This window comes from Bradyrhizobium sp. CCBAU 45384 (genome assembly GCF_028128665.1).
GTDB classification, from domain to species: domain Bacteria; phylum Pseudomonadota; class Alphaproteobacteria; order Rhizobiales; family Xanthobacteraceae; genus Bradyrhizobium; species Bradyrhizobium manausense.
Map to the genome: position 1 here is coordinate 279,935 of NZ_LBIZ01000117.1, position 12,625 is coordinate 292,559.

The window sequence follows — 12,625 nt, forward strand, 5'->3', positions numbered from 1 at the left end:
ATCCGCGCGCGCCGGCGGCGACGTAGACAGTATGAGGAGGTTCGTCTTGACCATGACCCTGATGGCGCCAACCGTGGCCGACTACGAAGCAAGCGCCGATCTCGCGACGCTCCTCGTCCGCACCACCGAGGGTGATGACCTCAGCGTTCCCGCCGAGAAACTCCGCCTTTCCTGCAAATGCGCTCACTGCACCCGTGCCCGCTTCGACGAACGTTTCCCTGAACGGTTTCCGGGAATCGCCATCACCGAGATCGGCGACCTCGGCTATGGGCTGAACATCTCGTTTTCCGACGGACACAACAGGGGGATTTACCCGAAGCCTTATCTGCTGAGTCTGGCGGGGCGGTAGGGTCTTCACAAACCTCGCTGTCGTTCCCCGCGAAGGCGGGGAATCCAGTACGCTGCGGCTCCTCCGTTTCCCATCGACGCCTCTGGGATACTGGATCGCCCGCCTTCGCGGGGAATGACAGCGGAGTGAATGGCGTGCACCAAGCTCCCCATCTGGCACGGACATTGCTCATCTGTAGAACGATTTGAACGTTCCGGAGGCAGACAATGTTGCAGGCGGCAAGTGCAGTGCGCGGGGCGGTTCCCCCGCCAGTCCGACCTGCAGCTAGTTCCTCGCTGCTGCTGACCGAGAACCAGCAATGGATCGGCGGGCCGCCGGCGCTGATGGACAAGCTCAGCCCACGAGAGCGGGAACTGGTGCTGAAGCAGGGCCGGCGAAAGGTGCTTAACCGCGGCCAGACGCTGTTCAGCCAGGGCGGTAAGCATGACGGCATCTGGCTGATCGAAAGCGGCCGCATCCGTGTGTTCTATACCTCGCCGCAGGGGCGCGAGATCACACTCGCCTATTGGCATGTCGGCAACTTCGTCGGCGGGCCCGAAGTGTTCGAGGGCACGGTGCATCAATGGTCCGGCGTCGCGTCGAGCAATTGCAGCGTCGTGCACCTGCCCGGAAGGGAACTGCGGTCCCTTGCCGCGGAGATCCCGAACCTCGCGATCGGTCTTATTGAAGGCCTGACTTTCAAGGGCAAATGCTATTCGGCGCTGGCGCAGATGCTGGGAACTCGCTCGATCACGCAGCGCCTCGCACATCTGCTCCTGCACCTCGTCGAGCTCTACGGCGTCGAGGATGCCGAGGGCCGCGTGATCGCGGCCGCCTTCACCCATGCCGACATCGCCCACATGGTCGGCGCCACCAGGCAATGGGTCACGATCAGCCTGAAGCGGATGCAGGAGAAGGGAATCGTCATCACCAAGCGCTCGCAGATCGTGGTCTGCCGAACCGACGTGCTGGAGGAGATGCGCGGCCAAGCCTCCGACTGAAAAAGCCGACCAGGAAGGTGCACAGGCAAGCGGCTTTATAGTGCAGGATTGCCCAAGGACTATGCAATCAGCTTTTCCCGGCAACTAATCGACTACCGCGGTCATTCCGGATTTGCCCTGCCCGCGCCCTCCCCCAATCATGGCAACCGCAGCACATCCAAACCGAATGAGGATGAGAATGGTCCGCCATCTTCCCACGCTCTCGATCGCGATGTCGGTGACGTCGCTGGCGCTAATCCTCGCCCAGCCGGCCTCGGCGGAAACCGTCACGCTCGGCATCGGAACGCAGGACACCACGACCAACACGGTGACCGCGGGCGTCGTCATCCGGCAGCTGCATCTTCTCGAAAAATATCTGCCCACGTCAGGTAAATACGCCAACATCAAGTTCGAGCTGGAGTGGCAAAATTTCACGTCCGGTCCGCCCGTCACCAACGCGATGATGGCGAACAAACTGCAGATCGGCATGATGGGCGACTATCCGCTGATCGTGAACGGCTTCACCTTCGAGAGCAACCCTGAAAGCAAGAGCCGGCTGATCGGCATCGCCGCATACAGCCTGTCCGGCTCCGGCAACGGCATCGTCGTCCACAAGGACTCGCCCTACTACGATCTCGCCGATCTCAAGGGCAAGCTGGTCAGCGTGCCGTTCGGCTCCGCTGCGCACGGCATGGTGCTGAAGGCGATGCAAGACCGCGGCTATTCATCCGATTTCTTCCAGCTCGTCAGCCAGAGCCCGGAGGTCGGCTCGACCAATCTCCAGGAGAAGAAGATCGACGCCCATGCCGACTTCGTTCCCTTCGCTGAGCTGCTTCCCTTCCGCGGCTTCGCGCGAAAAATCTTCGACGGCGTCGAGACGAACTTGCCGACCTTTCACGGCATCGTCGTGCGCACGGACTTCGCCGAGAAATATCCTGAAGTCGTCGTTGCCTATTTCAAGGCGCTGATCGCCGCCAACCAGTGGCTGCGCGACGATCCCAAGCTTGCTTCCGAGAAGATCCAGGAATGGACCGGCATCAACAAGGAAGTCGTCTACATCTTCCTGGGACCGAGCGGCAACATGACCACCGATCCGACGATCAAGCCGGCGCTGATCGAAGCAGCCAGCGCCGACGTCAAGGTGCTGCAAAACCTCGGCCGCATGAAGGAGTTCGATCCAAAGAAATGGGTCGACGACAGCTACATCCGCAAGGCCTACGCCGCGATGAAGCTCGACTATGACGCGCAGCTGGGCAGCACAAAGAACTATGAGGTCAGGGGCGAAGACGCCTTCTGCAAGAAGCCGATCACCGATCCACGCAAGGCCGGCGAGGTCTGGGTCGATGAGGCCGGCATCATGCCGTTCTCGTCCGCCGCCTGCACGCTCGGAGCTTATGCCGACTTCAAGGCCAAGGGCAAGAAGATCAACGTCGCTTACGTCTTCGACACCACGCGCGGCATCAAGCTATTCGCCGACCAGGCCTTCTTTGCGGTCGGCAATGGTGACGTCGCCCCGTTCCTGCTCAAGAAGGACGCCGAGGCCTATGCCGCCAAGATCAGCGGCAAGGTGCTCGGCTTCGACGACGCGGTGAAGGCAGCCGTCAGCGGAGACAAGACGTGAGCAGTCCCGCCCTCGTCAGACATCCCGAGGACAGTATGCCGGCAACAGCAGCACTTGCACAGGCGGGCCTCGCGCCAGCCGCCATCCCACCCGCGCCACCGCCATCCTTCGGCACGCTCGCGCTGCGCTGGTACCGGCTGAACCAGGGTCGGCTTCGCGCCACCGCGATCGGCATCATCTCGCTGATCGCCTTCCTGCTGGTCTGGCACCTGCTCACGACCTATCGCGTCGTGTTCTTCGTGCGTTTCACCAACGTACCCTCCCCGCTCGCGGTCTATGCGAGCTTCGTCAAGGCCATCCACGATCCCAAATTCCTGATGCACATCTTGCTGAGCTGCCGGCGCATCTTCATCGGCTTCTCGCTGGCCGCTGTTGTCGGCGTGCCGCTCGGCCTGATCATGGGCCGCTTCAAGCTGGTGCATGAGATCATCTTTCCCGTGGCCGAGGTGCTGCGCCCGATCCCGGCGATCGCCTGGGTGCCGATGGCGATCATGCTGTGGCCGACCAACGAGCAGAGCATCGTCTTCATCACTTTCCTCGGCTCGTTCTTCCCGATCCTGGTCAACACGCTGCACGGCATGTCGCTGGTCGACCCCGTGCTGGTGCGCGCCGCACAATGTCTCGGCGCGCGCGAACGGTCGATCTTCCGCGAGGTGTATTTTCCGGCCTCGCTGCCGCACATCTTCACCGGCCTTACCGTCGGCATGGGCGTCGCATGGGTGTCGCTGATCGCGGCCGAGATGATCTCGGGCCAGTACGGCATCGGCTATTTCACCTGGGAGGCCTATTCGCTGGTGCAATATGCCGACATCGCGCTCGGCATGATCGCGATCGGCGTGCTTGGCCTCGGATCGAGCCTGCTGATCAGGGGTGCGGGACATCTGGTGATGCCATGGAGATCGACGAGATGAGCGAGATGCTTGCGAGCGAACCGAAGGGCCATATCGACGTCAAGAACTTCTCCCTCAGCTATGACAGCATCGAGGGGCCGGTTCAGGCCGTCACCGATACGCAGATCCATGTGAAGCCGGGCGAATTCGTCTCGATCGTCGGGCCTTCCGGCTGCGGAAAGTCGACGTTGCTCAACGCGGTCGCCGGCTTCCTCAAACCCACCACCGGCATCGTCACCGTCGACGGCGAGCGTGTGAACGGCCCCAGCGCCGAACGCGGCATGGTGTTCCAGCAATATTCGCTGTTTCCCTGGAAGACGGTGCGGGAGAATGTCGAGTTCGGCCTCAAGATGCGCGGCATGCCGCGCTCGCAGCGCGAACGGGCCGCGCGCACATTGCTCGGACTCGCCGGCCTGGAAGCCTTCGAAAAGCATTACCCGGAGAAACTGTCCGGCGGCATGAAGCAGCGCGTCGGCATCGTCCGTGCGCTCGCCACGGGACCGAAGGTGCTGCTGCTCGACGAGCCGTTCGGCGCGCTCGACGCGCAGACGCGCGTCATCATGCAACAAATCCTCACCAACATGTGGCAGCGCCTGAAAATCTCGGTGCTGTTCGTGACCCACGACATCGACGAGGCGATCTTCCTGTCCGACCGCGTCTACTGCATGACCGCGCGCCCCGGCTCGATCAAGGCGGAGATACCGATTCCATTGGAGCGGCCGCGGCAGCAATCGATGATGATGTCGTCGGAATTTTTGGCACTGCGCCGCGGTCTGATGTCGCTGATCCGCGAGGAGAGCCTGAAGGCGATGGGCGGCGAGATCAACGACATGGGCATGCAGGGGCTCAACATCGAACTGCACGGGCATTCGCTGGCGGACGTGATTTGATGTAGCGATTCTGCATGCGGCGATGACAGTCTCGTAGGGTGGGCAAAGCGGAGCGTGCCCACCGAAATTCGCCTACGGAGACAGGTGGTGGGCACGGCGCTTACGCGCCTTTGCCCACCCTACGGCGGCCTACGGCAGTCTTGCCTTGATCACTTGAACCAGTGCACCAGCGCGATGCTGATCCCCAGCAGCAGCATCAGCGACAGTGTCACAGCCGCTGTGACCCTGCCCCCGACATTGGCGAGCACGCGCACATCAACGCCGAGGCCGAGGGCCGCCATCGAAACCACAGTAAGGAACGTCGTGATCTTCGTCACCGGCGCGACCACTGTGCCCGGCACGATCTCCAGCGAGCGCAAGGTCGCGAGCGCAAGGAAGCCGAGGATGAACCACGGGACCAGGCGGAAGAAGCCGACATTGGTCTTCTTGGCGCCGGCCTGCCAGCGCGAGGCGACCAGCGAGAGGCCGACGACCACGGGGCCCAGCATCAGCACGCGCATCAGCTTCACCAGCGTGCCGATCTGCGTGGAGATCAGACCGGCCGGCACCGTCGCCGCGAGTACTTGCGGCACGGCATAGACGGTTAGCCCAGCGAGAATGCCGTACTGCGTGGCGGTGAGCTGGAGCAGCGGGATCAACAGCGGCAGGCCGAGCACCATCATCACGCCGAGGATGGCGGTAAAGGAAATGGAGGACGCGATCTCGTCGCTGCTGGCGCCGATGATCGGCGCGACCGCCGCGATCGCCGAATTGCCGCAGATCGAATTGCCGCAGGCAATCAGGATCGACAGCCGCGTCGATAGCCCGAGCATGCGGCTCAGGCCGAAGGAGACGCAGAGCGCGATCACCACGACTGCAGCGATCGAGGCGAGCAGCGCGATGCCGGAGGCCGCGATGGCGGCAAAGCTGATGGAGGCGCCGAGCAGCATGACCGCGACTTCAAGCAGCTGCTTGGCACTGAAGGCGATTCCGGCCTGCCAGCGCGGCGCCGGCTTCCAGAAGCTGCGCAGGGCCATCCCCAGCAGGATCGCCATCACCAGCGCCTCGATATAAGGGTGCTCGAACACGCCGAGCTCCGCCCGCTCCAGCAGGGCCGAAACACCTGCGACAAGGATGCAAAGGAGAATGCCGGGAATCAGCGCGACGATACGGCTAAAGGCCGTGGTCGGCTTGGCGTCGGCCTGGCTGGATGCTTGATTCTGCGACACAAATCTCTCCCAGAGGAGAAAGATTTATACGCACGGCGCCCGCGTTGGGGAATAAGTTTTCGACATATCAGGGCCGAGGGAAGTTTGATCCTCGGCGTGGAATAACCCGGCTCAAAACAGCGGTTCGTCTCAGAAGAGCAGGTCCTTGGCGAGCGAAGCCACGTGGCTGAACCTGTCATAGACGCCCGGCTCGAAGAACGCCGCACGTGCGAGCACGATGCCTGCGACCAGCGTCCAGAATACGGTGGTGCCGGCCCGAAGCAGCAGCTTTGAGGCACGCGATTGCGATTGGCTGTCCGTCGCGGACACCAGCTGCTCGCCGAAGGGCTCAAATCCAGTGCGTTCCATGGCCGTCAATCCATCAATTTCTGGATGGAATGTCGTCGTTTCGGCCCAAAACGGCAATGGAAGCGATTGGCGTTTTTGGTCCCTTGAGGGGAAACTCCTTCCGCAGGAACATCCCACGGCAATAGTTTTCTTCTTTCGCCCCATTTGGCACCTGGAGCCTGGACCCGGAAGCCGGCCGCATGGACGATTCCATCCGGGTCGACTAGCCTGCCGTCGCCCACAGGTCCGTCACGGGATCGCCGGAGATCAGAAGAAGAAGATGAACATCGAATCTCCCCGCAAGCCCCTCGACCTCGCCTCGGCCATTGCGGAAGGGGACATCCGCTGCCTCCTCATGGTGTTGGTGCACATGACCGGCGACGAGCGCTGGCTCGAGCCTCCTTATCTTCCCAAGCGCGACATCCGTCTCATCCCCGATCCCGAGGCCGGCGTCCCCCGACAGATCCAGGACGAGATCCGTGCCGCCGTGGTCGAGCTCTTTGCCGACGATACGCCAACACCCGTCATCACCGATCCCGGCGAAGAGCTGCTGCTCAAGATGATGCGCGCCTGCCTCGGCGAGAATGTCGCACCGGAATATGCGCCGCTGATGCGCGAGGAGATGGGCTTTGTGTCGCGCGAAGCGCAATGGACCAGGCGGCCATCGAACGAGAAGCTCACCGCGCAGCACGTGCTGATCGTCGGCGCCGGGGTCTGCGCCATCGCGCTCGCCGTGGCGCTCCGCCATCTCGGCATCCCCTACACCATCGTCGAGAAGAACGCCGAGCTCGGCGGCACCTGGTGGATCAACCGCTATCCCGGCTGCGGCGTCGACACGCCGAACCACTCCTATTCCTACTCGTTCGGCCCACGCAATGCCTGGACACGCTATTTCTGCCAGCGCGAGGAGCTGCTCGGTTATCTCCTGAAAGTCGCCGATGAATACGGCATCCGCAAGCATCTGCGCGTCAACACGGGGCTGACCTCGTCGCGCTGGGATGAAGGCAAGCGGCGCTGGATCTCGACGCTGAAGACGTGCAATGGCGAAGAAACCTTCGAATCCACCGCGCTCGTCGCGGCCATCGGCCAGCTCAACGATCCCTCCCGCGCGCGCTTCAAGGGGGAAGAGAGCTTCGAGGGCACGATCCTGCACTCGGCGTTGTGGTCGGACGACATCAAGCTCGACGGCAAGCATGTCGCCGTGATCGGCACAGGCGCGACGTCGATGCAACTGGTGCCGTCGATTGCCGGCCGCGTCGCCTCGGTCACGGTCTATCAGCGCAGCGCGCAATGGGCGCGACCGGTGAAGGGCTATGCCGATCCGATCACCGAGGGCGCGCGCTGGCTGCTCGCGCACCTGCCATTCTATGTGCAATGGTATCGCTTCAACATGTTCTGGCGCTACGGCGATGGCCTGCTGCCGTTCCTGCGCAAGGACCCGGCCTGGCCGCATCCGGAGCGCGCCGTCAACAAGGGCAACGATCGACACCGCCAGGAGCTGACCGACTTCATCCTGTCAGAGCTGAAGGACCGGCCCGACCTGATCGCAAAATGTGTGCCGACCTATCCACCCTATGGCAAGCGCATCCTGCTCGACAACAACTGGTTCAAGACATTGACGCGGGATAATGTCGAGCTCATCACCGATACGATCGACCATTTTGACGAAAGTGGCATCGTCACCGCCGACGGCACGCACCGCCCCGCCGACATCATCGTGGTTGCCACCGGCTTCAAGGTGACCGAGATGGCCGCGCGCCTCAACATCAGCGGCCGCGACGGCAAGGCTTTGCGGCAGGCCTGGGCCAACGACAATCCGACGGCGTTCCTCGGCCTGACCGTGCCCGATTTCCCCAACTTCTTCTGCATGCTCGGGCCCAATTCCGGTCCGGCGCATGGCGGCAGCGTCATCTTCCAGTCGGAATGTCAGAGCCGCTACATCTCGGCTTGCCTCGTCGACATGATCGAGCACGACATCGCCGCGATTGATGTCCGCCAGGATGTGCTCGACGACTACGTCAGCAAGGTCGATGCAGAGCACGAGGCGATGATCTGGACCCATCCGGGCATGAGCACTTACTATCGCAACGCAAGCGGCCGCGTTTTCTCGGCGATGCCATGGCGCTTCGTGGACTATTGGCGCATGACACACGATCCGGACATGCGACAGTACAGGCTGACGAAAGCGTAGGTTCGCGGCTCTACGCCGCGAGCCCGCTTTCCACCGGTGCGAATTCCAGCCCCAGGCTGTCCGCCACCGCCTTGTTGGTGACACGGCCGCGATGCACGTTCAGTCCGTTGCGCAAATGCGGGTTCTCCAGCATCGCGGCAAAGCCCTTGTTCGCCAGCATCAGGCCGAACGGCAGTGTCGCATTGTTGAGCGCCTGGCTTGAGGTGACCGGCACCGCGCCCGGCATGTTGGCCACGCAATAATGCACGACGCCATCGACCTCATAGGTCGGCTCCGCATGCGTCGTCGCATGCGAGGTCTCGAAGCAGCCGCCCTGGTCGATCGCGACGTCGACCAGCACCGCGCCTGGGCGCATCGATTTCAGCATCGCGCGCGTGACGAGTTTCGGAGCGCTCGCGCCCGGCACCAGCACCGCGCCGATCACGACGTCGGCGCTGAATACTTCTTCTTCGACGGACTCGATCGTCGAGAAGCGCGTGCGCACACGTCCGGTGAAGAGATCATCAAGCTCGCGCAAGCGCGGAATCGAGCGGTCGATCACGGTGACTTCGGCGCCGAGGCCTGCGGCCATCCGCGCGGCCTGCAATCCCACCACGCCGCCGCCAAGCACGACGACGCGCGCCGGCTGCACGCCCGGCACGCCGCCGAGCAGCAGCCCACGACCGCCGGCCGTCCGCTTGAGCGCGGCGCCGGCGGCCTCGATGGCGAGGCGGCCGGCGACTTCGCTCATCGGCGCGAGCAGGGGGAGGTGGCCGGCCGCGTCGGTGACGGTTTCATAGGCGATCGCTGTGCAGCCGGAAGCGAGCAGGCCCTTGGCTTGCTCCGGATCCGGCGCAAGGTGGAGATAAGTGAACAGGATCTGGCCTTCGCGGAGCTGGGCCCATTCGCCCTTCTGCGGCTCCTTCACCTTCACGATCATCTCGGACTTGGCGAAGATGTCGCTTGCACTCGCCGCAATGGAGGCCCCTGCCCGCTGGTACACCTCATCGGACGCGCCGATGCCGTTGCCAGCGCCGGTCTCGACCGTCACCTGGTGGCCGGCTGCGACATATTCGCGGACGGCGCCCGGGGTGAGCCCGACGCGATATTCCTGGACCTTGATTTCCTTGGGTACACCGACACGCATCCTGCTGGTCTCCATTTGATTCCTGCTGAGATCGTAGCGGCGCAGGCGGTTTGGTTTCGTGCAAATATCCGCTAGCTTTGACCTTCCCGCGCCGGTTTCGGTCGCGGAAACGCCCTTTCACGCCGGAAACGAAACCTTGGCCCTCGACCGCAAAGACCTCGCGATTCTCGCGGAACTCACGACCAATGCGCGCGCCAGCCATACCGAGCTCGCCAACAAGGTCGGCCTGTCAAGCACAGCGCTGGCGCGGCGGCAGAAGGCGCTGGAGGATGACGGTTACATCCAGGCCTACCAGGCCGCGCTCGACCTCGCCCAATTCGGCCTCACCACGACGGTGCTGGTGCGCATTGCGCTTGAGAGCCAGAGCGACGAGGCCCTGAAGGCCTTCGAGGCGGAGGTGGTGAAGTGTCCTTCCGTCGTGCGCTGCTTCCTGATGTCAGGCACCGACGATTACATCCTGATCGTGCTCGCACGTGACATCCAGGATTTCGAGCGCATCCACCGCACCGAGCTGTCGCGATTGCCGCGCGTGGCGCGGGTGCAATCGAGTTTTGCGTTGCGGGAGGTCGTCAACCGCGCAGTGCCGACCGTGGTGTTCGGCGAGACGAAGCGGTAGATCACGGTGCTCGATTGCCGCCAACTGTCATAGGACAGTCATCGAATGTGCAGAGACCTGTCGGCTCCGCAGATTCGGGACATGCCATGGACTATTTCAAGCGTTTCAACTTCCTGTTCGCCGCACCTGTGTTCGACGCCGGCGACCTCGAAGGCGTCGGTTTCGCGCGCGCTGGCCTGCTCTGCGGCGTCGCCTATCGCCACGGCCGCTGCTCCGACACCGTCATGGTGCAACGTTCGCTCGGTGCGGGGACGACGGCTCCCCCGCCGGTCACAGCGCCGGGCCGCTAGCCCTCACGACGGAAAATCGGACGGTCTGACCTGGATGCGATCGGCATGTAGCGACCAGTGATGCAACGCCTGGTCCTTGCAGAATTTTGCCTTCGCTCGCTCCGTGGCCTCGATCTCGTCGGTAGCGTCGATCTCGAGCGTACCCTGACAAACTTCGCTCTGCCGGCCGTACTCACCGAGCACGTCCTTCATGAACCTGACGACATAAGTTGACATGGGACCTCCTGCTGCGCCGCCGGCACTCTAATCCCATTTAGGCCGGTTGGGGGAGGGAGATTTTGACGCGGATCAAGGCAAGGCGGCGGTTCCCGCCACCGATACAGTCCGTCAGCAATCAGGCGGTGATGTCGAGCAGGGACTTTTCCGTCTCGGAATAGGCCTGAATGACCTTGGCATTGGCCATGAAGCTGTATTTTGCGGTCGCCAGCTGAACGAATTGGTCAGCGAGATCGACATTAGGCGCAGCGACCAGGCCATCCTGGTTTGCGAAGGGAGCGCTCGGGTCGGACTGCGCGATATAGCTCGGCGACACCGTCGACACGGTCGCAACCGTACCGCCCGGCGTCGAGCCGTTCGATTGGTCGACCTGATCGACGCGTAGCGGCACATAGGCCGCCGGAAACGTGGGAGCAATGCCCGAACTGCCCGCACCGGCCGGTGCGGGCGATCCGCTTGACGCGGGCAGCGGACCCGTCGTTCGAACATTGGCGATGTTGCTGGCGGCCACGTTCGCTCGCAAACTCGCCGCAGAAAGTCCTGACGTCGCAATCGAAGAGATGCTCATGGGCGCTGATCTACAGGACAAGTCATACGCGTTCACTGACGCAATCAGTAAAATCCGTTGCGTTCTGTTTTCATCCGCGTAACCAGCGCAGAGAGCGCTTCGCCCCTACCCCGGCGTCACGCCAAAGGCCTGCCTGAAGCGCTCGGCATAGACGGGCCAGACCTCGGGATTGATGATGCGCGGCGGCCGCTTGCCGTCGAGCGTCTCCAGCACCTGCTCGGCTGCGATGCGGCCCATGTTCCGGCGCGCTTCGATCGTCACACCCGCCGTATGCGGGCTTGCCAGCACGTTGTCGAACTGCAGCAGCGGATGCTCCGGCGGCGGCGGTTCCTTGGACCAGACGTCGAGACCGGCACCGGCGATGCGCTTGTCGCGCAGCGCCTGGAGCAGCGCATCCTCGTCGTGGATGAAGCCACGTGCGGTGGTGATGAAATAGGCGTGCGGCTGCATCAGGCCGAATTCGCGCACGCTGATCATGTTGCGGCTGCCCTTGTTGAGCGGGCAGGAGATCGAAACGAAATCGGCTCGGCGCAGCAGTTCGTCAAGCTCGACCTTCTCGCCACCCCGCTCGGCCATTGCCTCTTTGGTGAGAAAGGGATCGTAAGCCAGCACCGTCATGCCGAGCAGGCCCTTGCAGAGCGCGGCGATGCGGCGGCCGACATTGCCGAGACCGATGATGCCGACGGTCTTGTGCTCGACCTCGTTGCCGACGAGCTCGTTGCGATTGACATTGGCCTCGCGGCGCAGCCGGCGATCGGACTGGATGATACGCTTGGACAAGGTCAACATCATCGCCAGCGCGTGCTCGGCCACCGAATGCGCGTTGCCGCCGGACTGGTTGACGACCAGCACGCCTGCATCCGTGCAGGCCTCGACATCGACGGGATCGAAGCCCGCGCCGTTGCTGGAGACCAGGAGCAGGTTTGGTGTGCGCTTCAGGAAGGCGGCGTCGACATGGAAGTGCGGCGCCAACTCGTCTCGCGCGGCACCGATCTGGTAGACATGCGCCGCGCTCAGGATCGGCGCGTAAAAATCCTCTGGGCTCTCGTTCTCGATGCGGTCGAGCCGTACGTCGGACCGCGTCTTCAGGATGTCGATGTAAACAGGGTTGGCCAGGTATTTGACGTAGAAGACGCGCTTGCTGTTGACCGACATCAGGACCCTTCCGGCTCTGTCGCGGAGGCTCGCAAGGTCAGCGCAATGCGCGTCCGTTCCTAGCGTTCCTCCCGTTTCTCATTATCCCGCTTATGGCACGGCGGTGCCGGCCACGGGAGCCCGTCTGGCGCAGATCACGGTGCCGGCCCGGACATGTTGACAATCCCGTCCGCTCCGTCAAGTTCGGCAAACGCCAGGACGGCAAAAGAAGACGGCCAA

At 63.1% G+C, this 12,625-nt stretch carries 13 protein-coding genes and 1 pseudogene; 8 read left to right on the plus strand and 6 right to left on the minus strand.

Annotation, left to right across the window (positions count from 1 at the left end; genetic code table 11):
* The first annotated feature begins 52 nt into the window (after nt 1-52).
* From XH80_RS32810 to XH80_RS32830, 5 genes are all read left to right on the plus strand, one after another.
* Nucleotides 53-349, plus strand: a complete 297-nt coding sequence (locus tag XH80_RS32810; RefSeq protein WP_271602347.1) for a DUF971 domain-containing protein — start codon at nt 53-55, stop codon at nt 347-349.
* A 206-nt stretch (nt 350-555) separates the two neighbouring features.
* Nucleotides 556-1,329 (plus strand): Crp/Fnr family transcriptional regulator, encoded by a 774-nt coding sequence (locus XH80_RS32815; RefSeq protein WP_271602176.1) that lies wholly within the window; start codon nt 556-558, stop codon nt 1,327-1,329.
* A 178-nt stretch (nt 1,330-1,507) separates the two neighbouring features.
* Entirely contained in the window at nt 1,508-2,929 is a 1,422-nt protein-coding gene (locus XH80_RS32820; RefSeq protein ID WP_271602177.1) for an ABC transporter substrate-binding protein, read from the plus strand.
* On the plus strand, nt 2,926-3,840 hold the full coding sequence (locus tag XH80_RS32825) for an ABC transporter permease (protein WP_271602178.1): 915 nt from the start codon (nt 2,926-2,928) through the stop codon (nt 3,838-3,840). The genes XH80_RS32820 and XH80_RS32825 overlap by 4 nt, the downstream gene beginning before the upstream one ends.
* The gene (locus XH80_RS32830; protein WP_439405033.1) at nt 3,822-4,709 is read left to right on the plus strand and encodes an ABC transporter ATP-binding protein; all 888 of its coding nucleotides are present in this window, start codon (nt 3,822-3,824) and stop codon (nt 4,707-4,709) included. The genes XH80_RS32825 and XH80_RS32830 overlap by 19 nt, the downstream gene beginning before the upstream one ends.
* Before the next feature lie 149 nt (nt 4,710-4,858).
* Here XH80_RS32830 and XH80_RS32835 read toward each other — a convergent pair whose 3' ends face one another.
* Nucleotides 4,859-5,917 (minus strand): YeiH family protein, encoded by a 1,059-nt coding sequence (locus XH80_RS32835; protein WP_271602180.1) that lies wholly within the window; start codon nt 5,915-5,917, stop codon nt 4,859-4,861.
* A 129-nt stretch (nt 5,918-6,046) separates the two neighbouring features.
* On the minus strand, nt 6,047-6,265 hold the full coding sequence (locus tag XH80_RS32840) for a hypothetical protein (protein ID WP_271602181.1): 219 nt from the start codon (nt 6,263-6,265) through the stop codon (nt 6,047-6,049).
* Between the two features lie 259 nt (nt 6,266-6,524).
* Here XH80_RS32840 and XH80_RS32845 point away from each other — a divergent pair, with 259 nt between their 5' ends.
* Complete coding sequence (locus XH80_RS32845) at nt 6,525-8,435, plus strand: flavin-containing monooxygenase (protein WP_271602182.1); 1,911 nt, start codon at nt 6,525-6,527, stop codon at nt 8,433-8,435.
* Between the two features lie 10 nt (nt 8,436-8,445).
* On the opposite strand, the gene ald is transcribed toward XH80_RS32845, so the two are convergent.
* Nucleotides 8,446-9,561, minus strand: coding sequence for an alanine dehydrogenase (gene ald, locus XH80_RS32850; RefSeq protein WP_271602183.1), 1,116 nt, complete (start codon nt 9,559-9,561; stop codon nt 8,446-8,448).
* A 136-nt stretch (nt 9,562-9,697) separates the two neighbouring features.
* Here ald and XH80_RS32855 point away from each other — a divergent pair, with 136 nt between their 5' ends.
* Together XH80_RS32855 and XH80_RS32860 are read left to right on the plus strand one after the other, a co-directional pair.
* Complete coding sequence (locus XH80_RS32855) at nt 9,698-10,177, plus strand: Lrp/AsnC family transcriptional regulator (protein WP_057759127.1); 480 nt, start codon at nt 9,698-9,700, stop codon at nt 10,175-10,177.
* 149 nt (nt 10,178-10,326) lie between these two features.
* A pseudogene (locus XH80_RS32860) lies at nt 10,327-10,467 on the plus strand (GNAT family N-acetyltransferase); the annotation flags it as partial.
* Nucleotides 10,468-10,470: 3 nt separating this feature from the next.
* On the opposite strand, the gene XH80_RS32865 reads toward XH80_RS32860, so the two are convergent.
* The 3 genes from XH80_RS32865 to XH80_RS32875 form a co-directional block, all read right to left on the minus strand.
* On the minus strand, nt 10,471-10,683 hold the full coding sequence (locus XH80_RS32865; protein WP_271602184.1) for a hypothetical protein: 213 nt from the start codon (nt 10,681-10,683) through the stop codon (nt 10,471-10,473).
* A 118-nt stretch (nt 10,684-10,801) separates the two neighbouring features.
* Nucleotides 10,802-11,251: a flagellar basal body rod protein FlgC gene (locus XH80_RS32870; protein WP_271602185.1), complete on the minus strand. Its 450-nt coding sequence runs from the start codon at nt 11,249-11,251 to the stop codon at nt 10,802-10,804.
* Between the two features lie 105 nt (nt 11,252-11,356).
* Nucleotides 11,357-12,406 (minus strand): hydroxyacid dehydrogenase, encoded by a 1,050-nt coding sequence (locus XH80_RS32875; RefSeq protein ID WP_271602186.1) that lies wholly within the window; start codon nt 12,404-12,406, stop codon nt 11,357-11,359.
* Nucleotides 12,407-12,625 lie beyond the last annotated feature (219 nt).

Bases quoted from the DNA above. Each gene is read 5' to 3' on its own strand.
- XH80_RS32875 (WP_271602186.1), bottom strand. From the start codon at position 12,406: ATGTCGGTCAACAGCAAGCGCGTCTTCTACGTCAAATACCTGGCCAAC.
- XH80_RS32865 (WP_271602184.1), bottom strand. From the start codon at position 10,683: ATGTCAACTTATGTCGTCAGGTTCATGAAGGACGTGCTCGGTGAGTAC.
- XH80_RS32830 (WP_439405033.1), top strand. From the start codon at position 3,822: ATGGAGATCGACGAGATGAGCGAGATGCTTGCGAGCGAACCGAAGGGC.
- XH80_RS32845 (WP_271602182.1), top strand. From the start codon at position 6,525: ATGAACATCGAATCTCCCCGCAAGCCCCTCGACCTCGCCTCGGCCATT.
- XH80_RS32820 (WP_271602177.1), top strand. From the start codon at position 1,508: ATGGTCCGCCATCTTCCCACGCTCTCGATCGCGATGTCGGTGACGTCG.
- XH80_RS32870 (WP_271602185.1), bottom strand. From the start codon at position 11,251: ATGAGCATCTCTTCGATTGCGACGTCAGGACTTTCTGCGGCGAGTTTG.
- XH80_RS32810 (WP_271602347.1), top strand. From the start codon at position 53: ATGACCCTGATGGCGCCAACCGTGGCCGACTACGAAGCAAGCGCCGAT.
- XH80_RS32840 (WP_271602181.1), bottom strand. From the start codon at position 6,265: ATGGAACGCACTGGATTTGAGCCCTTCGGCGAGCAGCTGGTGTCCGCG.
- XH80_RS32815 (WP_271602176.1), top strand. From the start codon at position 556: ATGTTGCAGGCGGCAAGTGCAGTGCGCGGGGCGGTTCCCCCGCCAGTC.
- ald (WP_271602183.1), bottom strand. From the start codon at position 9,561: ATGCGTGTCGGTGTACCCAAGGAAATCAAGGTCCAGGAATATCGCGTC.